17 protein-coding genes are annotated in these 24,903 nt (G+C 38.8%); 7 read left to right on the top strand and 10 right to left on the bottom strand.

Going from position 1 to position 24,903, the window contains the following annotated elements; all coding sequences use genetic code 11:
* Nucleotides 1–14 precede the first annotated feature (14 nt).
* From P0077_RS17045 to P0077_RS17020, 6 genes are all read left to right on the top strand, one after another.
* Entirely contained in the window at nt 15–1,007 is a 993-nt protein-coding gene (locus tag P0077_RS17045) for a FecR family protein (RefSeq protein ID WP_276166411.1), read from the top strand.
* 127 nt (nt 1,008–1,134) lie between these two features.
* Entirely contained in the window at nt 1,135–4,617 is a 3,483-nt protein-coding gene (locus P0077_RS17040) for a SusC/RagA family TonB-linked outer membrane protein (RefSeq protein ID WP_276166410.1), read from the top strand.
* Between the two features lie 12 nt (nt 4,618–4,629).
* Nucleotides 4,630–6,018, top strand: a complete 1,389-nt coding sequence (locus P0077_RS17035) for a RagB/SusD family nutrient uptake outer membrane protein (RefSeq protein WP_276166409.1) — start codon at nt 4,630–4,632, stop codon at nt 6,016–6,018.
* 9 nt (nt 6,019–6,027) lie between these two features.
* Nucleotides 6,028–6,993 carry a glycerophosphodiester phosphodiesterase family protein gene (locus tag P0077_RS17030; protein ID WP_276166408.1) on the top strand — a complete coding sequence of 322 codons (966 nt, stop codon included), beginning with the start codon at nt 6,028–6,030 and terminating at the stop codon, nt 6,991–6,993.
* Nucleotides 6,994–6,995: 2 nt separating this feature from the next.
* Entirely contained in the window at nt 6,996–7,856 is an 861-nt protein-coding gene (locus tag P0077_RS17025) for a glycerophosphodiester phosphodiesterase family protein (protein WP_276166407.1), read from the top strand.
* Between the two features lie 143 nt (nt 7,857–7,999).
* Nucleotides 8,000–9,403 (top strand): purple acid phosphatase family protein, encoded by a 1,404-nt coding sequence (locus tag P0077_RS17020; protein ID WP_276166405.1) that lies wholly within the window; start codon nt 8,000–8,002, stop codon nt 9,401–9,403.
* A gap of 399 nt (nt 9,404–9,802) precedes the next feature.
* Here P0077_RS17020 and P0077_RS17015 read toward each other — a convergent pair whose 3' ends face one another.
* Complete coding sequence (locus P0077_RS17015; RefSeq protein ID WP_276169221.1) at nt 9,803–11,029, bottom strand: cation:proton antiporter; 1,227 nt, start codon at nt 11,027–11,029, stop codon at nt 9,803–9,805.
* A 136-nt stretch (nt 11,030–11,165) separates the two neighbouring features.
* Entirely contained in the window at nt 11,166–11,612 is a 447-nt protein-coding gene (locus P0077_RS17010; RefSeq protein ID WP_276166404.1) for a response regulator, read from the bottom strand.
* A gap of 346 nt (nt 11,613–11,958) precedes the next feature.
* On the opposite strand from P0077_RS17010, the gene P0077_RS17005 reads away from it, so the two are divergent.
* Nucleotides 11,959–12,111, top strand: a complete 153-nt coding sequence (locus tag P0077_RS17005; RefSeq protein ID WP_276166403.1) for a YqaE/Pmp3 family membrane protein — start codon at nt 11,959–11,961, stop codon at nt 12,109–12,111.
* A 112-nt stretch (nt 12,112–12,223) separates the two neighbouring features.
* Here the strand turns inward: P0077_RS17005 and P0077_RS17000 are convergent, their stop codons facing one another.
* From P0077_RS17000 to P0077_RS16965, 8 genes are all read right to left on the bottom strand, one after another.
* The gene (locus P0077_RS17000) at nt 12,224–13,108 is read right to left on the bottom strand and encodes a mechanosensitive ion channel family protein (protein WP_276166402.1); all 885 of its coding nucleotides are present in this window, start codon (nt 13,106–13,108) and stop codon (nt 12,224–12,226) included.
* Nucleotides 13,109–13,429: 321 nt separating this feature from the next.
* Nucleotides 13,430–14,674 (bottom strand): YdcF family protein, encoded by a 1,245-nt coding sequence (locus P0077_RS16995; protein WP_276166401.1) that lies wholly within the window; start codon nt 14,672–14,674, stop codon nt 13,430–13,432.
* A gap of 52 nt (nt 14,675–14,726) precedes the next feature.
* A complete protein-coding gene (locus P0077_RS16990; protein ID WP_432422791.1) occupies nt 14,727–16,403 on the bottom strand; it encodes a RagB/SusD family nutrient uptake outer membrane protein in 1,677 nt (558 codons plus the stop codon).
* A 7-nt stretch (nt 16,404–16,410) separates the two neighbouring features.
* On the bottom strand, nt 16,411–19,779 hold the full coding sequence (locus P0077_RS16985) for a SusC/RagA family TonB-linked outer membrane protein (protein WP_276166400.1): 3,369 nt from the start codon (nt 19,777–19,779) through the stop codon (nt 16,411–16,413).
* 94 nt (nt 19,780–19,873) lie between these two features.
* The gene (locus tag P0077_RS16980; RefSeq protein ID WP_276166399.1) at nt 19,874–20,470 is read right to left on the bottom strand and encodes an RNA polymerase sigma factor; all 597 of its coding nucleotides are present in this window, start codon (nt 20,468–20,470) and stop codon (nt 19,874–19,876) included.
* Entirely contained in the window at nt 20,460–21,446 is a 987-nt protein-coding gene (locus P0077_RS16975) for a FecR family protein (protein ID WP_276166398.1), read from the bottom strand. Before P0077_RS16975 ends, P0077_RS16980 begins: the two co-directional genes overlap by 11 nt.
* 177 nt (nt 21,447–21,623) lie before the next feature.
* The gene (locus tag P0077_RS16970) at nt 21,624–23,078 is read right to left on the bottom strand and encodes a purple acid phosphatase family protein (RefSeq protein ID WP_276166397.1); all 1,455 of its coding nucleotides are present in this window, start codon (nt 23,076–23,078) and stop codon (nt 21,624–21,626) included.
* A 93-nt stretch (nt 23,079–23,171) separates the two neighbouring features.
* A complete protein-coding gene (locus tag P0077_RS16965; protein WP_276166396.1) occupies nt 23,172–24,896 on the bottom strand; it encodes a SusD/RagB family nutrient-binding outer membrane lipoprotein in 1,725 nt (574 codons plus the stop codon).
* Between the last annotated feature and the right edge of the window lie 7 nt (nt 24,897–24,903).

The following is a 24,903-nucleotide window of genomic DNA, read 5'->3' as shown; positions in this document are numbered from 1 at the left end:
AGAGCACCATAGTAATGACGGAAAAAGAACTTCAAAATTTAATAGACAAATACATTTCAGGCAACTGTTCCCAAGAGGAACAGGAGCTTTTGGATAAAGTTCTTGACAGCTATACTGATGCCGATGCTACTTTGCCGGAAATAGAAGAAGAGTTCCGTATTCAATCGGAAATATATTCCCACATTCTTAAAAAGGGAATAGCCCCTAACAAAACCCACTCAACCAAAACCTACAAATGGTTGAAAATTGCTGCAGCAATGGTTTTACTTTTATTTAGTTTAAGTGCTGCTTTTTATACCATCAACCCATTTGAAAAAGAAAATGTAGTTGCCCAATCTTTTGTAACTAAATCTACGGAATGGGGTCAACGTTCTACTTTAACGCTGCAAGACGGAACAAAAATTACCTTAAATGCGGGCAGCAGTATTGAGTTTCCCGAAAGTTTCAATGCGCTATCTACAAGAGAAGTGAAGCTAAATGGTGAAGCATTTTTTGAAGTAGCAAAGAATCCCAATAAACCGTTTATAATCCATACAGAGAATGTAACCACTCAGGTATTGGGAACCTCGTTCAATGTAAACGCTTATGACTTTAGCGAAAATATTTCAGTAACTGTCAGGACGGGAAAAGTACGGGTACAATCGGAAAATAAAGATGGTGCCATCAATACGGTATATCTTACTCCCAATCAAATGGCTGCATACAGTAAAAAAGGTGATGAACTTATTACCTCTACCGTTGATAATGAAAACTATCTAGATTGGAAAAATGGAATTATCAGATTTAACGATATCACTTTCTTAGAGGCTTCTAAAATGCTCACCAGATGGTACGGTATTGAAATAGACTTTCAGTCTCCATCCCTTAAAAATTGCCATGTTACGGCACGTTATGAGAAAGCAAAACTCCACGTAGTTCTAGAGAGTATAAAATTTGCTACCAAAGGAATGGATTACGAGTATTTAGAAAACCATACCATTTTATTAAAAGGATCATGCAACCATTAAAACCTATACCACCATGTAAATAAAATAGACTCAGAAAAAAAAGCAGCCTGTGACACTTTGGCGAGGATCAACAGACTGCATAGCATTTAACGATTAAATAGATAACCATTAAACATTCTGTGAAGTTATGAATTCACTAAGTATTAAACAATTTATTGCGTTGACAATGAAAATTACCGTTCTACTTGTGATTGTTGCGCTAATGAACCCTCTTTTCGCATCGACGGTTGAAGCCCAACGATTAGACCAAGTTTCCGTAGAACTATCCCTAAAAAATGCCTCTATAGAAGAGGTTATCTCTACTATTGAGGACCAAACTACATTTAACTTCGTATACGGTCGATCCATTATCAATTTAAAAAACAGGTACAATTTTAATTACAGTGGAGTTTCGTTAAAGTCCGTTTTAGAAATTCTGGCCAAGGATGCGGGTCTTGCTTTTAGACGAATAGATGAGAATATTTCTATAGATCGACGAAAGCAAACCGAAAATAAAGTTGTAGACCTAATTTTTCAGCAAGTTGAAGGAAGGGTTCTAGACGAAACCGGTCAACCCTTACCTGGCGCCTCTATTGTAGAAAAAGGAACTACTAACGGCACCGCTACCGATTTTGATGGTAACTACAGTATTAATGTAGGTCCGGATGCGGTACTGGTGGTATCATATATTGGTTATAATACCGAATATGTTCCGGTAGGAAACGAAACTCAAATAGATATTAAATTATCTATGGCTTCCTCTGCCCTGCAAGAGGTTGTACTTATTGGGTATGGTCAACAAGCCAGAGCAAAGGTGGTTGGGTCGGTCTCCGAGATAAAGAACAGCGAACTTGAAAATGTTACCGCTGCTACGGTCGATCAGCAATTGGCCGGTAAAATTTCCGGGGTAATCATCAACCAATCCAACGGTCAACCTGGTTCAGATTCGCAAATTATCATTAGAGGTACAGGAACACTAACTGCGGGTACCAACCCTTTAATCGTAGTTGATGGCTTTCCGCTTACAGAGGGAAGTTCTTTAAGTTCCGTAAACCCTAACGATATAGCCGAAATCAATATTCTAAAAGATGCCGCTTCAGCATCCATTTATGGTTCAAGAGCTGCGAATGGAGTAATATTGATTACTACAAAATCCGGTACCCGTAATCAAAAAACAACCGTAACCTTAGAAACTTACGGAGGTGTGCAACAGCAAAGCTCGGGTGTAGAATTGGTGGACGGTTATGAATTTGCTCAATTCCTGACCGAAGCTAGAAACTGGGGTTATGTTTCTAAAGACCCTGCTAATAGGAGTGAAATCGATCCGAACTCCGTGAGGGTTACAAAACTTATTGATGGAAAACAGATAGACGGCCGTGAACTTTTCTTGCCAGAATTAACACCCTACCTAAATGGAGAGCCCGGCCTTGTGAATACGGACTGGATCGATGAAGGTTTTAGGAATGCAGCCTTGTCCAACTATGCGCTATCCGTTTCTGGGGGGAATGAAAAAACAACCTATTACACATCTTTGGGATATTATGATCAAGAAGGTGTTGTGGTTGGTACGGATTTTAAGCGTTACTCGGGATCGGTAAATCTTCAGAGTCAAATCTCGGAAAAGGTCAAATTTGGTATCAACCTAAAACCTACGTACTCCATTGAAAACTCAGTAGACCAAGGTAGCCGAAGCAACGGTGTGCTTGGCCTTTCCGTTCTTAATTTTCCATTTTACAGCCCTTATAAGTCAGATGGAAGTATTAATATTAGTGACCAGCTTGTACACGAACAGCATGAGGTTGAAGGCGTCCGTATTAATGGTACACCAGTAGAAAACCTAATTGCCACTGCCAATTTAATTACGGACGTTAAAAAACGATTTAGGATTTTTGGTAATGCCTTTATTGATGCAGAAATTCTAGAGGGCCTAACCTATAAATTTTCTTTAGGAGGCGATTATGATTCCTATGTTCGCGACTACTACTACCCTATTAGCGTGGGATCTTACCGGACTCCAGCCCCTAGAGCGGATGCTAACGGTGAACAACGTAAGCAGAATAAAATCAATTATTTGCTTGAAAACACCTTAACATACGATAAGAGTTTTGGCAAACATCACCTTAACCTTTTAGGTGGTTATACGTTTCAAAAGGAAAAAACGGATTATACTAGGGTAATCGGTACCGGTTTCGCAGATGATAACATTCAAAATATTGCGGGTGCAAGTGCTTTTACCGCATCGGCGGATGTAGGTATATGGACATTAGAATCCTACTTGGCTCGTTTACAGTATGATTTTGATTCAAAGTATCTGATATCGGCAGCTATTCGTCGTGATGGATCTTCAAGGTTCGGAATCAATAACAGATGGGGTAATTTCCCTTCCGTTGCAGGCGGTTGGGTATTTACCAGAGAAGGTTTTTTTCCTCAAAATGATGTAGTAAGTTTTGGTAAGATATCGGCCAGTTGGGGTCAAACTGGAAACAACCAGATTGGAACCTATGCTTCTAAAGCATTGGTAACGGATTCCAACTATGTATTTGATGGTGGTATTGCACCAGGATATATTACCACATCTGCCCCTAATCCAGATTTGGGTTGGGAAGTAGCTTCTTCTTTTAACATTGGTCTGGACCTTGGGTTGTTCAATAACAAACTGAACTTCAACATGGCCTATTATAAGACCAACACCAAAGATTTGCTATTGGATGTTCCCGTTCCACAGCAAACAGGTTATGATAATGTATTGGCCAATATTGGTGAAATGGAAAACCAAGGCTGGGAATTTCAGATATCCGGGAACGGTTTTAAAGTAGGAGAGTTAGGCGTTGGGTTCAACGCCAACCTAACCTCGTATGAGAACAAGGTTATTGCTTTAGGGCCTGGGCAAGATAAAATTGCTACGGGTAGGGACCAACTTTTTACAACTCAAATTGGTAGACCTATTGCCGAAATCTATGGGTATACCTTAGATGGTGTATTTAAAACACAGGAAGAAATTGACTCAACACCACATTTAGACGGTACCCTTACGGGTGATTTAAAAGTTGTGGACATCAATAACGATGGTGTTATAGATGATGAGGACAAAACATCCAAAGGTACTTATGCTCCTGATTTTACCTATGGTTTTGGTGTAAACCTAGATTACAAAGGCTTTACCTTAAGTGCCAATTTTGCCGGTGTAGAGGGAAGAACATTATTGGATGGCGACCTTAGCTCCATAACCGAATCCGGGGAAGGCTTTGGGGTTCCTACGCAATATTACTTTGACAATAGGTACCACCCGGTCAACAATCCTGACGGATTTTTGGGTCAGCCCAACTTTGGTAATTTCTCCAACTCAAGAAAAATTCTGCGTAGTTCTGTAACTGTAGAAGAAAACAATGGTGATTATTTCAGATTTAGAGACCTCCGCGTAGGTTATAATTTTCAGGAAAACTTATTGGAGAGAATCAAACTTTCCGGCTTACAAGTTTATTTTTCAGGAAATAACCTGTTTACCTCTACCAAATGGAGAGGTTGGAACCCAGATGGTACTTCAAGTGATATACTTACGTCCGGCTACAACTCCGGCGGTAACTATCCTATTTCCAAGACCTATACAATCGGTTTAAAAATTTCATACTAAAAAGCTATTCAAATGAAAAAGTATATATCCTTAACTATTGCAGTTCTTGCTCTGGGATTGGTAAGCTGCGAAAAAGAATTGATTCAGAACCCAACCACCACTAAGGTTGCCGATAATTTCTATGCCAATGAGGCAGAAATGGAAGAAGCGGTAAATGCCGTATTCGCTACCCTGCAATTTACAGGTGTTTATGACACGGCCATGCCCGCTGTTGGAGAACTTCCGGGCGAAGATGCCTATGATGAAACTCCAGCCAATGATGGTGGAAACTATGGGATGCTGGACGACTTTATCGTTATTCCGCAAAGTAGCCTTATAGCCGATGTTTGGGAAGACACCTACAAAGGCATTCAAAGAGCCAATATTGTGCTCAGCAGAATTCAAGAAGTAGAGTTTGAAGATGCCGCATTAAAAGAAGCGCGGACTGGAGAAATGTTATTCATTAGAGCATTACTTTATTTCAATTTAGTGAGAACCTTTGGTGATGTTCCTTTAATTGTTGATGAAGTTGAAAATCCACAAGAGTATTTTGGCCAGTCCAGAACCTCCGTTACGGAAGTCTATGCTCAAATTATTTCAGATTTGGAGGCTGCGGAAATTGTGCTCCCCATTCGGAATGACAGTAATAGAGGACGTGTGGTAAAAACTGCAGCACAAGCGCTTCTAGGCAAGGTTCATCTTACCCTAGGAGATTATTCTGCAGCTAAGGAAAGCTTGTTAAAAGTTGTAAACTCCAATGCCCATAATCTGATTGCGGTAGACGAAGTATTTTCGGTTGATAACGAACTTAATGAAGAGCTCATTTTTGTAGTTCAGTACGCATCAGGAATAAACTCAAATGGAGAAGGTTCAGATGCCTATAGAATGTTCAACCCAACGGGAAGACAAGATGGCGGTATGGCCGGAACAAAGGGACATGGCGTACTTAAACCTGATTTTTTCGCATTGTATGATGATACCGATAGCCGAAAGGACGTATTTGTAGGCCAACTGGAATCTGGTTTAGCATATAACAATAAAATTGCCGTGCCAACTACGGTAATAGGCGATTCCCCTAGCGATTGGGTGGTACTGCGTTATGCAGACGTGCTTCTCATGCTGGCCGAGATAGAAAACGAATTGGGCAACTCCACGGATGCAGTCTCTTATTTGAACGAAATTCGTAACAGAGCAAATCTTGGGGATTATAGTGGTTCTACCGATAAGACCTCATTGTTCGCCGAAATAGATTTACAAAGACGTTTAGAGTTGGTATGGGAAGGTCACCGTTGGTTCGATTTATTGCGCCAAGACCGTGCACAGTCCGTATTAGGTATCACAGATGCCAATAAATTATTACTACCGTTGCCTGCAAGTCAAATTGCGGCAGATCCGGCATTGGTTCAAAATCCAGGATACTAAGAACAGATTATGAAAAAACAGATGAAACGCACAATCCAGGGGCTTTTATTTTTCATATTTGGAATGCAAATAGTTGTGGGGCAAGAGTCCCACAACGCATCCCAAAGCAAGGCCGCGCAAATTTTACATCAGCTTAAAAATCCGTCTGCAGAATATATCGTTGCCATTTCCCACAGAGGAGATTGGCGCTATGCTCCAGAAAATTCATTAATGGCCATTCAACGTTGCATAGACTTGGGTATTGATGTTATAGAACTGGATTTTAGACTTACCAAAGATGGTCACTTAGTGGCTATGCACGATACCACCGTGGACAGGACAACCAACGGAACTGGAAAAGTAAGCGAATTGACCTTAGCGGAAATAAAACAATTTCGATTGAAAAATGCAGCTGGGGTGAGACATTCCAACCAACAGGTGCCTACACTAGAAGAGGTTATGAACTTGGTAAAGGGAAAGGTCATGGTAAACTTGGACAAGACCGAAAGTAAGTGGGTAAGAGAATCTTATGAAGTATTGAAGAAGACCAAAACAGTAGACCATGCTATCTTTAAAGGTAATGATGATATTACGGTGATGCGCCAAAAATACGGCTCTTTAATGGATAGTATTATATACATGCCCAAACTTTGGTACAAGAACCCAAAAGTAAAAGAGTTATATCAAGGATATGAAAAAGACATTGACCCCTTTTACTACGAAACTATTTTTGATACCGAGGAAGCCGAACCCCTTAGAATTGCCAAATCACAAATGAAAAAGAACGGTGATGGCTTTTTGGCCATTGCCCTGTGGGATGAACTTTGTGCAGGTAGAACTGATGAAATGGCTTTGTTGGAAGGACCTGATAAAGCTTGGGGCTGGTTAATTGAACAAGGTGCCAATGCCATCATGACCGATAGACCTGAGGAACTACTGGAATACCTTGAAAGCAAAGGATTAAGAACTATGAAAACGGCTAATCAAAATCGATAAAAATGAATCTAAAAATAGGCGTTAGTACTATCCTTTTTGCTTTTTTGTGCATTAACCAAGGTTTCTGTCAAACCAAAAAGGTAGATAGTATTCTATACGATTTTAACCACAGACCAGAAAAGATTCTAGTGGCGGCCCATAGGGCCGCTCACCAGAATTATCCTGAAAACTCCATTGCTGCAATTCGCGAAAGCATACGTATGGGAATAGCCATTGTTGAATTGGACATCCGGGTTACAAAAGATAATAAATTGGTAGTGATGCACGACCGAACCGTAGACCGTACGACAAACGGATTCGGTAAGGTAGAACAGCTTACATTCGAAGAAATAAGGAGCCTTCGCCTTAAGCATAAAGATGATTTGACCGATGAACAGGTGCCTACTTTAGAAGAGGTACTCTTAGAAGCTACAGGAAAAATACTTATTGATATAGACTTTAAAGCAGCGCCCAAACACATTGACAAAGCCTTAGTTCTTATAGAAAAACATGCAATGGAAGACCAGATTATCTTCTTTTTATACGACCATAAGCTAGCGCCAAAACTTCATAAGAAAAGTCCGGATATTAAAATTATGCCCCGGGCCCATAATCAGAGTGAAGTAGAAGAAATTTTAAAATGGAATTACATTAAAGTTATTCATGTGGATGAAAGTTTTTATGATGATGCACTTATGAAACGCATATTGGATGCCAACGTGCGCGTATGGATGAATGCTTTAGGAAAATATGACACCATGGAAAAAACAGAAAGGAATTCCGGTTTTGAAGCTTTATTGAAGCAAAAGAACATCAATATCATACAAACGGACTTACCTGAAGAGTTGAACAATTTCCTTATTAATAGAAAATTTAAGGAATAGTTTCATTTTTTTCTCAATTTGATTAAGGGGCATAACTTGCCCCTTTTTTAACCCTTAGAAAATAGTTTACTAACATAGGTGTCTTATTTTTAATAATTCTATTTCTTAGTATCACAATTACCACAAACCAAACAGAACACTTAATGAAACTCCATCAAATCCTCTCCGCTTTAGTACTCTTTTTAGCCGTACACCAATACAGTATTTCACAAGAGTCAAGTGAGACTAGTATGCATGGTCATAGCCACTATAGCCGTTTCTCTAATACAGTGGACCACAAATTGATATTTCCTTCTAAAGTGCCCGATAGAATTATTGTTAATCTAACAGCAGACCCTTCCCATAGTTTTGCGGTAAACTGGCGCACGGAACAATCCGTTGATACGGCTTATATTGAAGTTGCCCTAGAATCTCATGGTCCTGAAATACGCATACCAGGTGTCGCACGCCGTATTGTAGCGAAAACGGAGCTGTTCGAAAATGAAAATATCCGTGACAAGGAAGCTTTGGTAAAGGCTGCTTATCATTCCGTTTTGGTCGATAAACTGGAACCTGGCAAAGTATACGCATATCGTGTGGGGTTTGGGGAAATGAACGATAGTACTTGGAGCGAATGGTTTCAAATAGAAATGCCGAGCCCAGATGTTGATGCGCCTTTCAGCTTCGTATATTTTGGAGATGCGCAGAACGATGTTAAATCCATGTGGTCCAGAGTTATCCGTAAGTCTTACAAAATGGTTCCCGATGTTGATTTTATGCTACATGCCGGAGACTTGATCAACCACAGTGAATCCAACGAAGAATGGGGCGAATGGTTCTATGCGGGAAGCTACATTCATGCTACGGTACCAAGCGTAATGACACCGGGCAATCATGAATATAGAGACGGTAAGCTATCCAGCCTATGGAGTCCCCAGTTCAATTTGCCACAAAATGGACCTCAATTAGAGGAAATGGAGACCTACTATACCCTAGATTACCAAAACATGAAACTGATTTCTTTTGATGCGGAGCAGTTTGACGAGCACCCTGAATCCCGTAAACAGGTAATGAAATGGTTAAAAGAAACCCTCTCCATGAACACCCGTAAATGGATTACACTTTTTATGCACTACCCTATCTATTCCACTGCAAAAGGGCGTGATAATAAAGCGTTACGCGAAGCACTAAAACCTTTGATCGATGAGTACAAAGTGGACTTGGTACTGCAAGGCCATGATCATACCTATGCCCGTGGAAATGATCTAAACAAAGATCAAGGCAAAACCCTTGTTTCCGACGTGGGAACTATCTATGCCGTATCCGTTAGCGGTCCTAAGATGTACGAATCGCAAGATCAAGATTGGATGGCTCGCCGTGGCGAATACACACAATTGTTCCAAATCATAACGGTGTCCAAAAACACAATTAAATACCAAGCTTTTACTCCTTTAGGTGGATTGTACGATAGTTTTGAATTACAAAAAGATGATAACGGAAAGAAAAAACTCATCAACCAAGAAGCTGAACTTCCTTTACGTTTGAAAAAGGATTTTGTTGGGGAGTAAGTTTTATACCTATTCTCTCAAGCAATAAAACTCTTAGCTGAATTTGTGAAAATGGAAAGCATTTAGAAGCAAACTGAAAGGCGTCGATTGGAAAGCCAAGAAGCGCATCCTATAAAGGCGACCAAGCTATTATAAATGGTTCATTCCGAAAATTCAACACTGTGCTTTCCACTTGGGAAGTTTCCACTTATAACTATCAGAATGAAATCAGATAATGTGCAATTAGATTCCAGAAAAAACTTAGAAACGGCTCCAAAAACTACATACGAATAAAAACGCAGTATGAGTATACAGCCGTTCTTTACATCAAAACTTTACTTGATAGTAATTTGGATAGCGTATATTCTTTACAACATTTAATTGAGCCCTACACCATTTTCATTTGAATGGCAAGTACAATTACCCAGGGTTCGTCCGCTTAAAATAATCGACCATTCTAGGACCTGTCAATCCATGTATCAATATACTTAGGATAACAACGCAAGAAACAACGGCATATATTTCATTGGCAGATGAGAAACTACTTTCATATAAAGCAAAAGCCAGATAAAAAAAAGAACCGACTCCTTTAATACCAAAAAAGGAAACAGCCCATTTTTTATTTGCTTCAATCGTACTACCCAAAAGGCCAATTCTACCTGCCAACGGCCTTAGAAACAAGATGGCTGTTAATGCTACCAACACTCCTTTCCAATCCGTATAGTTCAAAATTCCCGAAGCAACAAAGCCTCCAAAAATAATTGTCCATAACACGATTAGAAATTCTTCAATTTTCTCATTGAACAATAAAAGCTCTTGCTTATCCTCATTGGATTGCCCATCCTTCTTTTTAGCTTCTTTTGATCTTTTAAGGTGATAATGGTACTGGGCGAACAAACCGGCAAAAAAGGCACTTATGAAACCATATGCATGCAAGAGTTCTGCAATACTGAACGCAAGAATTGCCAAACCAATACCCATAAAACCGGATAGTATTTCATCTTTATATTTGCTGGGAGTATTTGTTATCAAAAGACTGAAGGAATATCCTAAAATACTGCCTATGACAATACCTCCCAAAATCTTATAGAGTACATAATAGTTTATCCAATGGTAAACATCTACCTCTGACCAAGCACCTACTTTTGACCACATTATCGCTAAAAACACGAATGGAAATGCCATTCCATCATTTAATCCTGCTTCTGACGTTAACGCATATCTTATTCCGGTATTCTTATTTTCATACATTTCTTCTTTCTGCAACTGTAGTTCTGAGGCCAAAACTGGGTCTGTAGGTGCACATACAGAGGCTACAAGAAGAGATGACGCTCCATCCATGCCCAAAAAATAGTAACAAATTGCAGTCAATGCAGATATATAGAGTGGCATCGTAAAAAATATAAGTCTCAACGGATCTTTCCAATGCCGAATGCCGTACCGCATTCCGATTTTTAGGCCTGCCCCCATGAGACTGATAATTACAATAATCTCTGTCAATATTTTAACATATTCATGCTTCCAAACCGGATTTGGCCAAGATACGGGCAGGCCGAAGTAGTAATACAATAGCCCAATAACTAGCAATGGTACCGTATAGGATATCTTAATCTTTTTCAAGAAAATGGAGGCAAATGCGACCAGCACAACCGCTCCGCTGAAAGCGAACAATATTAAATAATAATCTTTGATGTATTTAAATATATAGTTCTACAAATAGTTTTTGTTTCCAGACACTACGCTATCGCCAAGCGCTTCTGGAGTACATGAGACAAATAAATCACTATGCTATATGCAATGTTCCTTCAGCTGCATTCTTATGCAAAAGCGATTCTACTATACGTTCCAGAGACGATACCAGCGATTCGTATGACGAGGTCTTTATCAAATACCGATTAGCACCTAGTTCAAACAATTTTTCTATGCGATCAATATCAAATTCCGAGGAATATAGGACTATAGGCACGTTTTTTAACTTTGATTTTTTCCTAAGGGCTATTAAACATTCTTCTCCATCCATTTTTGGCATGTATAAATCCAAGACAATTATATCGGGTATGAATTTCTCGGACCTAATTCTATCAACCACCTCTACCCCATTTTGGAACGTTGTTAGCCTAATGTCCCTGTCAATTTCGTTTAATGCTTCTGCAAAGGCTTCTCGATCGGTTACATCGTCATCAGCTAAGTAAACGGATAAGCCCCTTTTCCCTCCTAAAGTTGATGTCATAATTGTTAATTTTTAATGAATGTGGTTATAATATAGCTTACGAAGGTATTTCTTGTATAAACGATCTATTAAACCAATTAAAAATTAATTTGACTGTTTAGAATTTGTACGGCTCTAGTCCGTGTTACAAATACATCTAAAAATATACCACCTCTCTGTAAAAATGTTTTTAAAATCTAAGACGTTATAAAGAGTCGATTGGTTCTAACACTGAATTAAACTTTTGAATGCTGTCTTTTGCGGTTATCATCGACTATATATTCATATCAATTCAAATTCTTTGTAATCGCGTTAACTAATGAAAATTACTTGATTGATATTCGCATTACATTTAAACAGCAAAAGCATGTCTCTATTAACTATCATTTTAAACATTTTTCTTCCACCATTAGCCGTATTTTTAAAACATGGGCTAGGAACAACTTTTTTAGTCAGTATAATTTTGACCTTGTTCGCTTGGTTACCGGGTGTAATCCATGCTTTTATAGTAAATAAGTAGTTTTGAGCTTATTTTAAATGAAAAGTAACAAGACTCATTATTCAACGTGCCACTCCAAGAGTGTCAGTAGGTTTTATAATTTAGAGGATTGCCCTATGTTCTAACACCTAATTTATTTTGGACTAATCTTTACGGGGAATTCAGACTCGCCACCATACAACTTAATTTCTTGTATATCCGCTGGCATATAATAACCAGCCTTTTCTAGTTCCTCTTTTACATTTCTCACCACATTACCTTTTGTTATCAGTGCCATTCTCCTAAAATCTTTAGTATCTACCCAGAAAAAGACTTTTAAATTAACCGTACTTGTAGCCAGTTCATCTTCGATAACAAAATTTTCATGCTCTTCATCTTCTATGACATTGGGTTCTTTCTTTAAGGCATTTAAAACGGTTTCTTTCGCCCCTTCAATATTGTCTTCATATGCGATCCCGATAATGAAATCCCATCTAAAAAAGCCATCTTCCGTATAATTGGTCACAGGCTTCGTAAGTACATCACTATTAGGTATATATACATCTTTACCATCAAAGGTTTTAAGCTTCGTATATCTGAATTCCAAAGCTTTAACCTTTCCGAAATTCTTATCTATCTCTACCGTATCATTAACATTAAACGGTCTGCCAAAAGCCATTATAATACCCGCAATAAAATTTTGGCCAATATCTTTAAAAGCGAATCCTAGAACAACCGCACTAGCCCCTGCGGCAGTTAATATTCCTGTGGCTATGGCCCCTAGCCCCGATGCTTCCAAAGCCATCATGATAGCAATGATTACAGAAATATATTTTATGGCCTGCCCCAGAAATTTACTCATTAGAGGGTCGCCCGTTTTAACCGCCAGCCTTCTTTTTGCAAATCCACCTAACCAAGAACCTATTAATAAACCTAAGATTACTATTAATATGCCCATTCCAATACCGGGTAATTGCTCTATCAATCCGTTGTAAAAAGAGGTAATAGATTCCGATATGGTGGTGATATTGTCCTGCATGTATTGAAAGAATTATGTTTTATATCTGGTATAAATTAAGGAAGGCCGTTACAATTAAGTAACTCAAAGTGTTTATAATTTAGCCTTAAAAATTAAACTCCTAATTATCTCACTTTATCCCACCGGATTTTTGCAGTTGTCATTTGCCTCCGCATTTTATTTTTTTGCAGATCAAAATCAATAAACATACCCAAAGAACTTTTACCGACAACTTCGGTCATGCATTAATTGACAAGCCTTTTCACCACAGGTAACATCCTAACCATAAGGGATAAACCAGAATCATTCCTTGTTAATTCAGCCAATACTGTATGTCAAAAATTATGGATCTAAAGGTTGATAGGGGTTCTGATGCAATGAAACCGGCAATCCTTTGAACTCTATTGTAAGGGGAGATAATCGCTCAAAAAGTTTTATGGGTTGATACCCTAATTCTTCCGAACATCGCTCCGAAAAATTATCGCTTTGTAAGTAACTACTGTGCATAGGGCCCGTGATCACCAAGCTTTTCTTTTCCAAAGGAATGCCGTAAGACATCATTAATCTAGTTGCGTTACGCATATTTGTAGTTGTATGGCGTGCGTAAGGTTCAATTAGTATACGCTCTTCTGGAATCCCGTATATTTTTATAAGCTCCCGCTTCATCTCAACACCTTCGTTATACGGAGTCATAAAAGGATGTGTATGTCCTCCAGAGACGATTATAAATGGCACTTTGTACCTACTGTACGCATTAACCGCCATTTGCAACCTCATTTTTGCCATACCCGATAAACGATCGCGGGTTGTTTCCGGACCAGAACCTAGTACTACCAAACAACCATAATCATAGTTGTCAAAATCGGTGGACTTTACAGTTTCAACGGCTTTTGCATTTTCTTTTTCCTGAAGTGGCTCGTATCGTACGGCCTCATCACGGTGATTGGCATATAGCAACCACAGAGATAAGTCTAAGCTTGGTTGAAAAAATAGGTTTTTTTCTTTCGGCCGAACCAAGACCAGATTCTTTAAAACGTTTAAACCATAAGTATATCTCTGGGAATGTACATTATAAGAAACCGAGTCTATTTTTTCATATAATGGTTTTTTCCCTAACCCGTATACCTCCAAAATGGTATCCATACCTTTCGCGCAGAGCTCCCAAGATTTATATAGAAAATCATCATCTGACTTATCTTTAAAATTGGCATAGTTGCCGGACTGTCTAAGGTCAATTATTAAATCTGCCAAGGCTTTGTTCTTTTTGGACAGTTTCACCAGCCTCTTGCCTACAACTTCAATAGCTTCATCATTCCACATAAATAGGTTGATAATTTCTTGGCCACTTTTGGGCATCTCAAGGCTATTTTGCTTGGGATAATAAGGATTCAAATAAGAGTTTAAAGTCTTATCTTTTTGCAAAACCTCACTTACTTCTTGATTGTTATTTATGGCCGTGAACAAATAAAAATTTTTGTTCTGTAATTTTTCAAATGTCTTATTTTGATGCGCCTGATCAAACTCTTTTTCTTGAGCCGTCACCCCTGTCAAAATTAGAAACACCGTTAAAAAGAATAGCTTTTTCATACCGTACATGATAAAAAAAGGGCCTCTATAATAGAAGCCCTCGTTATAATAATTAATATCCGTTGTTCTGGGTTATAAGCCCATCTTCTACACTATCTATATATTCTTGCGGAATAGGCCAATATTCATTTTTACCTGCGGTGAAAGCTGCATTCGTTAAATGACTTCGTCTAGTTTTTTCTATCACCAGATAATCGTCTATAACATCTTTGGCGATACCCCAGCGAACAAGGTTAAAAAATCTATGTCCTTCCATTGCTAATTCCAAACGCGTTTCTAAACGTACTTTATCCCTTGCATCGTCTATATCTGTCCATACCGTGTCATAAGTAGCTATAACATAGTTGGCAGCATCCGCTGAGCCATCAAGTGTTTTTACAAACTCAGAGTTGGCAGCACGTTGTCTAATTTCATTAACCAGGTTGCGGGCCTCTTCTAGGTTACCCAATTCTACTGCTGCTTCGGCTCTCCATAATAGCACCTCAGCATAACGAATGATATAGTAGTTAAGCGCATCAACATAAGGCCAAACCGTAACATGATAAGGAGAATTAGCAGAAAGGATTCGCTTTTTAGGACCGAAAGGTCCATAAGTGGCCAAATCACGTGCCCAGTTATCCTCATATAAAACATCTAAATCTTTATATGGAATTCCTGGACGGCCAATTGTGATATCCAAGCGTGGGTCAACATTGTCAGTTGCAGTAATTTCTACATTATCTACCACCGGAAGACCACTAGCATCCGTCTTAAAAGTATTCACTAAATTCTGAGACGGGCGGTGGAAGCCATACTGAGAATAAAAAGGACCTCCTGGAGCAGTCAAACGATCACCGATACTACCATTGTAGTTATCGGACTGACCATCATTAACCGAATACTGTACCGCAAAAACCACTTCTATACCGTTATCGTTCTCCGGAAGAAAAACGGACTGAAAATCATCCATAAGTCCGTAGTTACCACTCATAACCAAAGTGGTGGCATCAAATGCATCTTGCCATTTTTCTTGAAAAAGATAAGTTTTTGCCAAATAGGCCATGGCCGCCAATTTTGTAGGCCTACCTTGTTCCTCTTGTGAATCTGGCAGTACATCATAAGCCGCTTGAAAATCGTCTTCAATTTTACCCCATAATTCTTCAGAAGTAAATTCCGTATTTGAACGGGCATAATCGTCTACTGTTTCCGCAGTCTCATCTATGTACGGAATTTGATTATAGATTTTCTTTAGCTCAAAATAGTAGTGTCCTCTAATAAATCTCAATTCGGCTCTACGCTGTGCTTTTAAACCAGCATCAAAATCTTCTGACGCATCTAGCAACTTCATTGCCTCATTGGTTCTTTTCACACCTTCATAAAGAGCCATCCATTTGCGTTCAACATCATAGGTTGTGGAATTTGTATTATATAATTCCATTTGATGAATTTGATTCTGATCACCGGTTCCACCACCACCTTTGTAGCTATCATCTGAAACTACATCGCCAAAACTCCAGTTCGAGGCAGGTGAGTTATAAGCGTTGCTCGCTCCATCAATCTGTCCGTTTAGAACACTGTAGGCCGAAATAATAGCTTTCTCTACATTTTCGGGTTTAGTCATTTCAGATGGAGGGACTTCCCCAAATGTTACTTCCTCTAAATAATCATCGGAGCAAGAGCCCATTATTGTCAGTGCTATAACCGCAACGATTACAAGTATTTTCGATTTTTCTTGTCGTAAGTTTTTCATCGTTTTATTAAAGTTTTAGGTTACATCCAATTACAAAAGTTCTGCTTGGCGGGTACAAGCCTCTATCTACCCCAATGTCTAGATTCCTATTACTACCTGAATAGTTTTGAAGTCCTACTTGCGGATTCATACCGCTGTAATCGGTAATTGTAAATAGATTACTGGCCTGCGCATAAATTCTAAGGTTTACACCTCCTAACAATTCCGGTTCAAAATTATAGCCGACCTGCATATTGGTAAGCCTGACGAAAGACCCATCTTCTACGTAGTAAGAAGAGGGACGAATATTATTGTTGGGGTCATCTAATGATAGACGTGGTATGCTACTGTCAGTATTGCTTGGAGACCATGCATCCAATAATACATCTTCCTTGTTGTAGGCCGCTTGATTAAAAAAGTGGTTTTTGTACTTGGTAAAGTTATAAGTATCATTACCAAAACTGCCGTTAAAGAACATGCTCAAATCAAAATTCTTATAGTTGAACTGTAGATTAAGGCCAAGCATGATATCCGCATGCGGAGAACCAATAAAAGTTCTATCATCAGCATCAACATCACCATCACCATCAACATCTTTGAACTTAATGTCACCAGGGCTGGCATTAGGCTGTAAGCCATAGCTATCTATTTCTGCCTGACTTTGAAACAAACCATCTGCTTCATGTCCGAAAAAGGATGCGATAGGTTGCCCAACCGCACTTCTAGAAATTTCTTGGTCAAAGTTTACACTGTGTAAGGATGAGCTGGGTATTCCTAAATAATCCGAAGTGTTCAACTCTGTTAGTTCATTATTAGCTCCGGTAAGATTTAATCCAATTTGATACCCTAATTCGCCTGTCTGATCGGCATAATCGATGTTAATTTCAAAACCATTGTTTTTCATCTTACCATCGTTCACCCATTGGCCATCATTTGTTCCTCCATAGGTTAACGGTACAGTGTTATAGATTAAAATATCATCGGTTTCTTTGATGTAATAATCTGCAGTAATGTTCAGTCGGTCATCTAAAAGACCTAAATCGACCCCCAAAGAAGTTTGAGTTGTAGTTTCCCATTTTAGATTCGGGTTGGCAATACGTGATTGGGTAAGTCCAGTGTAAACCGCTTCTTGAGCTCCATCTATAGCGTAGTTAGAATTGGCATTGTTGTTTCTGTAGCTATCAACAGTAGCGTAGTTGGAAATTTCTTGGTTTCCGGTTTGTCCCCAACTACCTCTTAACAATAAGGAAGAAACAAGCCCATTCGTATTAAAAAAATCTTCACGGTCTAAACGCCATCCTAAAGAAAAAGCTGGGAATGTTCCCCATCGGTTATCCTCACTAAATCTTGAACTACCATCATTCCTTACTGTTGCCGTAAATAGATATTTCTCGTCAAAATTATAATTCAACCTACCAAAATACGAATTAAGCGACCAACCAGAGGCTCCTCCGGAGTTGAGCATATTCTCCGTTCCAAAGCTTAAATAGCGAAAATTTTCATCTTCATATAAAAATTCGCTCACCTCGGCACCAAAATTTTCATAGTTGTATTCAATAGCCTCTTGCCCTAACAAAACATCCAAACTATGATTGCCAAAGCGCTTTTTATAGTTCAAAGTATTCGTAAATGAAAACTGGTAATTGAAACTATTTGAAGTGGACAAAGAATTTGTATTGTTCGTAACCAGAATTTCATCAAAAGTTTGAGAAAACTGTCTATAGTTATAATTTTCATAATCTAGGCCAAACGAGGTTTTAAAAGTAAAATCTTTTATATACAGATTGGCAAATAAATTACCTAAAGCCTGTACTCGCTTCTGTTTATTGTCTTTATTGCGGTCCAATTGACCCATAGGGTTATTACTGTCGTTTATAGGATTACCGGCGTAATTGCCATTTATATCCTTTACAGGAACTATAGACGGAAACTGCATTGCAGTAAGGATTACGCTACCCAAAGCTTCATTTGTACCTACTGAAACGCGTTCTTTATAATTGACCGTAAAGTTTTCTCCAATAGTTAAAAATTCACCAATATTATACGAGGAATTGAATCTTGCTGAATACCGCTCAAAACCCGTATGTTTAATAAGGCCTTCTTGATTAAAATATCCAACGGAAAACATATGCTGTCCTTTAGAATCCCCTTTTGCCAGTGACACATTGTATGATTGAACTGCTGCTGTTTGCATAATCTCGTCTACCCAATTGACATCTGCACTGGGTATGGTCTGATCTGCATTCAAATATTGTGGCACAACCGCTTGAGTAGGGTCATCGCCATAAATATCGTTGGAAGGCGTGCCTCCATCGTTTAAGGTCGCCTGCCATAATAAATCTCCGTACTGCTGAGCGTTAAGCATTCTTGGTAGATTGTAGCTAGACTGGATACCCGCGTAGCTATCAAAAGTGACCTCGTAACCACCTTCCGAATTAGAGCCCTTTTTTGTAGTGATAATTACAACCCCATTTGCCGCCCTTGAACCGTAAATAGAAGAGGAAGCTGCATCCTTCAACACTTGAATACTTTCAATATCCGTAGGGTTAATTCCGTTTAACCCATTGGAAGCCGGCACACCATCTATTATAACCAAAGGATCGTTGCTATTGATAGTACTAAACCCCCTTACTCTTATAGAAGTTCCTCCTCCTGGAGAGTTATCACTCATAATCTGGACCCCGGGCAATCTACCTTCCAACATTTCAACCACGTTGGCCTTGGGTTGTGTATTTATATCTTCTGGTGATACTGTAGCGATAGCTCCCGTGATGTTTTTTCTTGATTCGGTGCCATAACCTACCACAATAATTTCATCTAGCTGTGAGGCACTTTCAGAAAGCATTATGGTTATAGTATCCAACCCTTCTATACTAACATCTTGTCTTTTGTAACCGATATAGGTAACGGAAAGAGTGTTAAAGTTAGAAGGAATTTCAATGACAAATTTTCCATCAAAATCAGATACTGCACCGTATTCCGTTCCCTCTACAAAAACATTGGCTCCGGGTACGGCAATACCCGCCTCATCCACGACGGTACCGGTTACTTTCCGCTTTTCTTGAATAAACTTTACCAACACCCCTTGATCGGTAACCTTAAAATCTACATTGGCTTTACCTTTAAGCACGTCTAAAACGGAGTTCAGGTTCTCTTTGTTTACATCTAAACTGATGCGTTGTTGCAGGTATTGAGCATCGGCGGCATAAATAAATCTTTTTCCGGTTTGACTGGCAATCAAGTCAAAGACTTTCTCTAATGAAACACTTTTAAGGCTCAGGTTAATATCATCTAAATTCTGTGTCTTTACCGTTGATACCGGTGTAATGGGAATTTCTTTTCCCAGACCTAGAAATGGCAAGCACAGTAATAGTGCTAATATGTTTAATTTTTTCATTTGGTATTAGATACTTTAGTTGTTTGTTCTCAATAATTCTAAGTAGTTGAAAGATTTGTTTTTAGGGTTGTACCATAAGTAGTGAGGTATAGGGTTAATATTGCTTTTTCTTGAGTACGGTGCTTCTAATGATTTTTAAGGCATGGGCCATATGGCTTTCTACAGTTTTCACAGAAATCCCCAAGATTTCAGAAATTTCTCTGTATTTGAGTTCGTCCAGCCTGCTCATTTCAAAAATTTGACGAGACTTCTTGGGTATTTGACATAGGATTTCTTCTATTTTCTGACTGAATATTTCCTTCTCTTCCTGATTTATAATTTGCTGTTCTATACTTGGACTCGTAGTGTATTCAGCTTCAAACCCCTGGTCAAAAGACTGCTTGAGATTAGATTTGGAAATAGCCTGTAGCAATTTGTTTTTCACTACTACATACAAATAAGGTTTAGGGTTTCTTATTTCCTGTATCCGAGTTTCATTGTTCCAAAGCTGAAGAAATACATCGGACACAACTTCTTCTACACTATTCTGCTCATTAGTGTAGGAGAGACCAAACCTGCAAAGCCCATCATAATGTCTATTGAAAATGGTCTCAAGGGCTCCTTTGTCTCGCTCTTGAATCAATTTAAACAACTCCAAATCGGACAACCGTCTAAAGCGCTCATGGTTTGTTGTGTAGGATTTAGTTTTCATCACTTGGGGAAATTGAAAATTTGTTATCCGATATAGGAGTTATTTTTACATCTGCAATAAAGGCCAGCGTTTGTATAAAGTCATCAAGACTTTGGTTCTCAAATGCGCCATTAATTTCTTTCGCCCCAACAAGACTGTCGCCAACAGAGAAGTCAACCCCATAAAATGAATTGATATCTGCGAGTGCTTTTTGAAGTGGTAATCCATTTAAAACAAGAATATTATCTTTCCAAGATGTAGTTTTTGAAATATCAAAATTTCGCTTTATCACCTCCCCTGTTTCACTATTCCAAATAAGTTCTTCTTTAGGCTCTAATCGTATCTCGTCTCCCGACTCTTTTAATTTCACCTTTACTTTTCCGCTTTCTAAAGAAACTTTGGTTATAGTGCCTTTATCGTTTACGTTGAACTTTGTACCTAGAACCTCAATTACAAATCCATTTGCCCTCACCCTAAAAGGCCGGTCAACGTCTTTAGTTATATCAAAATAAGCTTCTCCTTCTACCCATACTTCCCTACTTTTTGTACCGAACATTTCCGGATATTTAATCTGCGCTTCAGAATTAAGGGTTACGGTAGAATGGTCCGGTAATGTTATTTGTGTACGCTCACCTTTTAAAGCGGTAATATGATTGGTATACCTAGAATCGGTTCCTGTTAGAAGTCTTGATACGAAAAGAGCTAACAAAATTGTAGCAGCAACCGCTAACCACATTTTATTTTTAGTGTTTAGGACTATTGTTCTTTTTTTAGGTTTTGAATTGACCTCGTTTCTTAAACGATTTGCAAATTTATTTTTGTTTAGATGAAGTAATGGTTTGGGATAAGCATCCCAGAGTAACTTGTAGTCTTGGTACAATTCACTTACGCTATCATCCAACAGCAGTTTTACCTCAAACATAGATTGTTCTTGGTTGCTCTCCATTTCTCCCGCAAGTCTTCTGGCACATTCAATATCTTCCTTAGATATTTCCATGGTCTCTTGTTTACTTCTATGAGCGCGAAAAGATAGTTTTACCCCTAGACCGCAATGTCACCAAAATGCAAAAAGTCGATTAACTTAATGTTAACCCACTTTTTTAAAAATGATAAAGAGTATCAAATTTTGACCTCATATAACTATAGTCATTACTTTATAAATATTTGGTCATCTTTATTCGTTTTCTACATAGTCCTTTCTCAAACGAACTGGAGTTTCGGGAATCCTATTTACTAACTTCTTCTTTCCGTTAATTTTCATCAAATCAAAAGCGTCATACAAAGTTCCAATTGGAGTATAGGCCTCATAACTCAGTACATTGCCTGCAATTGTAATTATCTGGAATAATTGAGTAAACTCTCCTCTCCTCTCTATCCAGCTTTTATCAACCGACTCATACATCTTTGGCCCACTTACCGATACGGCGTAAATAGTACCGGCATCAGAAACTGAAGTCACACCAGATTCTTCATTATTTATCTGGCCCCGTGCGTAGGTGTGATCATGACCTTGCAAAACTAAATCCACCTTATACTTATCTATTAAAGGTTTAAGATGCTCAATAAGCACCTCATAGTTCTCTCTTTTTTTAGCGGGAGTATATAAAGGAAAATGTAATGTAATTGCCGTCCATTTTTTGGTATTGTGACTTAAAACGGAATCCAACCATTTAACCTGTGCTGCTCTTTCCTCTTCATTTTTCTTAAAATGGATACAATCGATAGATATGACCTTTAAATCTTGATAATCTACAGCATATGTAGTTTCTACTACCCCATCTATTCCTTCAGGCCCGTTTTTAGGTAGGTTAAATTGAGGTCTCCATAATGGCGTAAGATCAGCATCTCTGTACTCATGGTTTCCAGGTGTCATTATGCTCGGTATGGTAGCATGAATAAAACTCCCTGCATGAAACCATTCGCCCCATTCAAGATTAGAATCCTGACTGTTTATCAAATCCCCGGCATGAAGCATAAAATCCACAGAAGGGAATTGTTTATAGGAATTTCGTATCACACGGCTCCACATAGATTTTACATCATTCTGAGCATCCCCAAAATAGATAAAACTAAATTCTTTTCCGCTTTTGTCAGATGCGGTTCTATACTGAAACCATTCGCTCCATAAAATATCGCCTTTGATTTCACCAGCATCGGTTCCAACTCGATAAACATAGGTTGTGTCTGGCACTAAACCGGTTGCCGTAGCTGAATGAAAACTTGCTTTAACCAAGGGTTCCGGATTTTTCTCGTGCTTGTTTTCAAATCTTTCAGTAATGGCTTTGGTTCTCATAATATTCCCCAATCTAAATTCAGGGCCGTCTGTAGCCAGTGCCACTTCCAAATAAGCTGTGTCTATTTGCTGGTTCGTTCGCCAGTTAACCGCTAACATAGTGGCGGCATCTTCTGGTAAATTTGCAATAATTCTATCGGGAACTTTACTTGGGTAGATAAGTTTATGCGATAATACCGTATCGTGCTTTTGATAGTGGGTGTGGTGGTGTTCATCTTGTCCTAAACCATGCATATGGCCTTCGTTGCTACTTTGTTTACAAGAAACAAAAAGAATAAGCCCTAGTGCCATAACAAGCTTGCAACAACTAGAATTAGATTTAAATATTGACTTCATAGAAATATAATTAGGATTCAAGTTTACTTTTAATATAGGACGGCCCTATGTGGTCCGCCCTATTCCTTTTATCGTTTTATTATCATAAAAGCCTTACTGTAGCAGCCACATTTTGGCCCACTGGTCATTCTCCGCCGGATTTAATCTAGAAACGGCATCAACCATATTACCTTCATTATTTGGATCTGAATAGATAAAACGCACTGGAGTAATTTGCCCTTTGGTGCCGGATATAATATTCTTATCCAAATTAGGATACCCCGTTCTTCTAAAATCGAACCAAGCTTCATAAGTAAACCAAAGTGAAATCCACTTTTGATGTATGACCGGTTCCAATGGATCGCTTGCCGTGTCATATATTGTATTGGCGTTAGCCAAATAAGAAGCCTTGTCAAAAGCCACTAACTCATTGTTCTGCTCATCATAAACAGCTTCCGCATCGCCATCTTGTATCTCATACTGCTCAAAGGATAACTCTATTCCTTTCTCGTAGTGAGACTTGGCATCATCGCCGATCCAACCTCTAATACTTGCTTCCGCTAACAAAAACTCTATCTCTGCTGCATGCATGAATACAGCTTTTACCAATTCATTGCTGTCTTCTGAATACATTGATGTTAGATAAGAGGTATGCGGATTAGCCGCTGCCGCTAAATAAATATTGGGGTCCAAGGCCGCAATTGCATCACCAAAATCAGTTAAGGTAGATGCACCCAAATTAAAATCGTTCGGTGCGTTCAATGCTATTGGGAGACCAACAAAAAGAGAAGTGTTTAAATCGTTCTCAGGATTGCCATCTGAGTTAATCGCGTCAATATCCACATCAACATAACGTTTTAAACGACCGTCTTCTTCCTCCACTTTATTCTCTGTACCCGGTACTAATTGCACGTCTACCGGCGCTACCCATTTTGTTAACCTAGGGTCATTAAGTTCAATAAGGTCGTTTACAATCGTAGAAGAAGGTTTACGTCTATAATATTCCGATCTGTTACTATAATTAAGAGGTCCGCCAGGCCAACTATTATCGTCAGCAGTCCCAACATATGAAATAGTGGCGTTAGCATCATTTGAAAGAATTATAGGTGCTCCACTATCAATGATTGCGGCAAAACCGCCGCGAGCATCAACCTCAGTTTTCTCAGAAAGGCGCATGTATATCCTAAGCCTTAAAGAATTAGCGAATTGACGCCATTTTTGACTGTCTCCTTGATATACAATATCCGCATCGGCTACTTCTGATATTGTACCAGCCGTACGAAGTAATTCTACAGCTTTTTCTAAATCAGCCAAAATGCCTTGGTAAATATCCTGTTGATTGTCATACGCCGGTTGAAACGCTGCACCACCTTCTTCTGCATTTAACGCTTCGCTGTACGGCACATCTCCGTACACAGAAGTTAAGAATTCATAGCCGTAGGATTTAATTATAAGCGATACCGCTTGGTAATAGTTTTTAACCTCACCTTCTTTTTCGGTCTCGGCACGCTCGTAAATATAATCGGAGTTTTTAAGTGGTTTGTAATAAGAACTAAAATCTATAGGTGACCATTGATAATTATTTTCCTCATAACTGGTAAAATCTCTTTGCAGGTACTGTGAAGCAGCGGATACCTCTACCCATTCGTAGCACACCGAAGATTGAATTTGAGCCGTTTCACTTAAAATACCAGTCAGCACAAACTTAATATCCACCTCAGTTTCCGCTAAGCTGTTAGGGCTAACATTTATTTCCGTCAATGACTTTGTGCAGGCGCCATTTATGATAATAAGCCCAAAAAAAGCAAGTTTTAATATGTTATATTTTATAGTCTTCATTATTGTA

Origin of the sequence: Zobellia alginiliquefaciens (assembly GCF_029323795.1) — a bacterium.
In the GTDB taxonomy this organism is placed as follows: Bacteria; Bacteroidota; Bacteroidia; order Flavobacteriales; family Flavobacteriaceae; genus Zobellia; species Zobellia alginiliquefaciens.
This window is presented reverse-complemented; position numbering and strand designations above follow the sequence as displayed.

What these genes read in the sequence shown, in the direction of transcription:
- P0077_RS17045 (WP_276166411.1), top strand. Translation starts at nt 15, where the DNA reads ATGACGGAAAAAGAACTTCAAAATTTAATAGACAAATACATTTCAGGC.
- P0077_RS17040 (WP_276166410.1), top strand. Translation starts at nt 1,135, where the DNA reads ATGAATTCACTAAGTATTAAACAATTTATTGCGTTGACAATGAAAATT.
- P0077_RS17035 (WP_276166409.1), top strand. Translation starts at nt 4,630, where the DNA reads ATGAAAAAGTATATATCCTTAACTATTGCAGTTCTTGCTCTGGGATTG.
- P0077_RS17030 (WP_276166408.1), top strand. Translation starts at nt 6,028, where the DNA reads ATGAAAAAACAGATGAAACGCACAATCCAGGGGCTTTTATTTTTCATA.
- P0077_RS17025 (WP_276166407.1), top strand. Translation starts at nt 6,996, where the DNA reads ATGAATCTAAAAATAGGCGTTAGTACTATCCTTTTTGCTTTTTTGTGC.
- P0077_RS17020 (WP_276166405.1), top strand. Translation starts at nt 8,000, where the DNA reads ATGAAACTCCATCAAATCCTCTCCGCTTTAGTACTCTTTTTAGCCGTA.
- P0077_RS17010 (WP_276166404.1), bottom strand. Translation starts at nt 11,612, where the DNA reads ATGACATCAACTTTAGGAGGGAAAAGGGGCTTATCCGTTTACTTAGCT.
- P0077_RS17005 (WP_276166403.1), top strand. Translation starts at nt 11,959, where the DNA reads ATGTCTCTATTAACTATCATTTTAAACATTTTTCTTCCACCATTAGCC.
- P0077_RS17000 (WP_276166402.1), bottom strand. Translation starts at nt 13,108, where the DNA reads ATGCAGGACAATATCACCACCATATCGGAATCTATTACCTCTTTTTAC.
- P0077_RS16995 (WP_276166401.1), bottom strand. Translation starts at nt 14,674, where the DNA reads ATGAAAAAGCTATTCTTTTTAACGGTGTTTCTAATTTTGACAGGGGTG.
- P0077_RS16990 (WP_432422791.1), bottom strand. Translation starts at nt 16,403, where the DNA reads ATGAAAAACTTACGACAAGAAAAATCGAAAATACTTGTAATCGTTGCG.
- P0077_RS16985 (WP_276166400.1), bottom strand. Translation starts at nt 19,779, where the DNA reads ATGAAAAAATTAAACATATTAGCACTATTACTGTGCTTGCCATTTCTA.
- P0077_RS16980 (WP_276166399.1), bottom strand. Translation starts at nt 20,470, where the DNA reads ATGAAAACTAAATCCTACACAACAAACCATGAGCGCTTTAGACGGTTG.
- P0077_RS16975 (WP_276166398.1), bottom strand. Translation starts at nt 21,446, where the DNA reads ATGGAAATATCTAAGGAAGATATTGAATGTGCCAGAAGACTTGCGGGA.
- P0077_RS16970 (WP_276166397.1), bottom strand. Translation starts at nt 23,078, where the DNA reads ATGAAGTCAATATTTAAATCTAATTCTAGTTGTTGCAAGCTTGTTATG.
- P0077_RS16965 (WP_276166396.1), bottom strand. Translation starts at nt 24,896, where the DNA reads ATGAAGACTATAAAATATAACATATTAAAACTTGCTTTTTTTGGGCTT.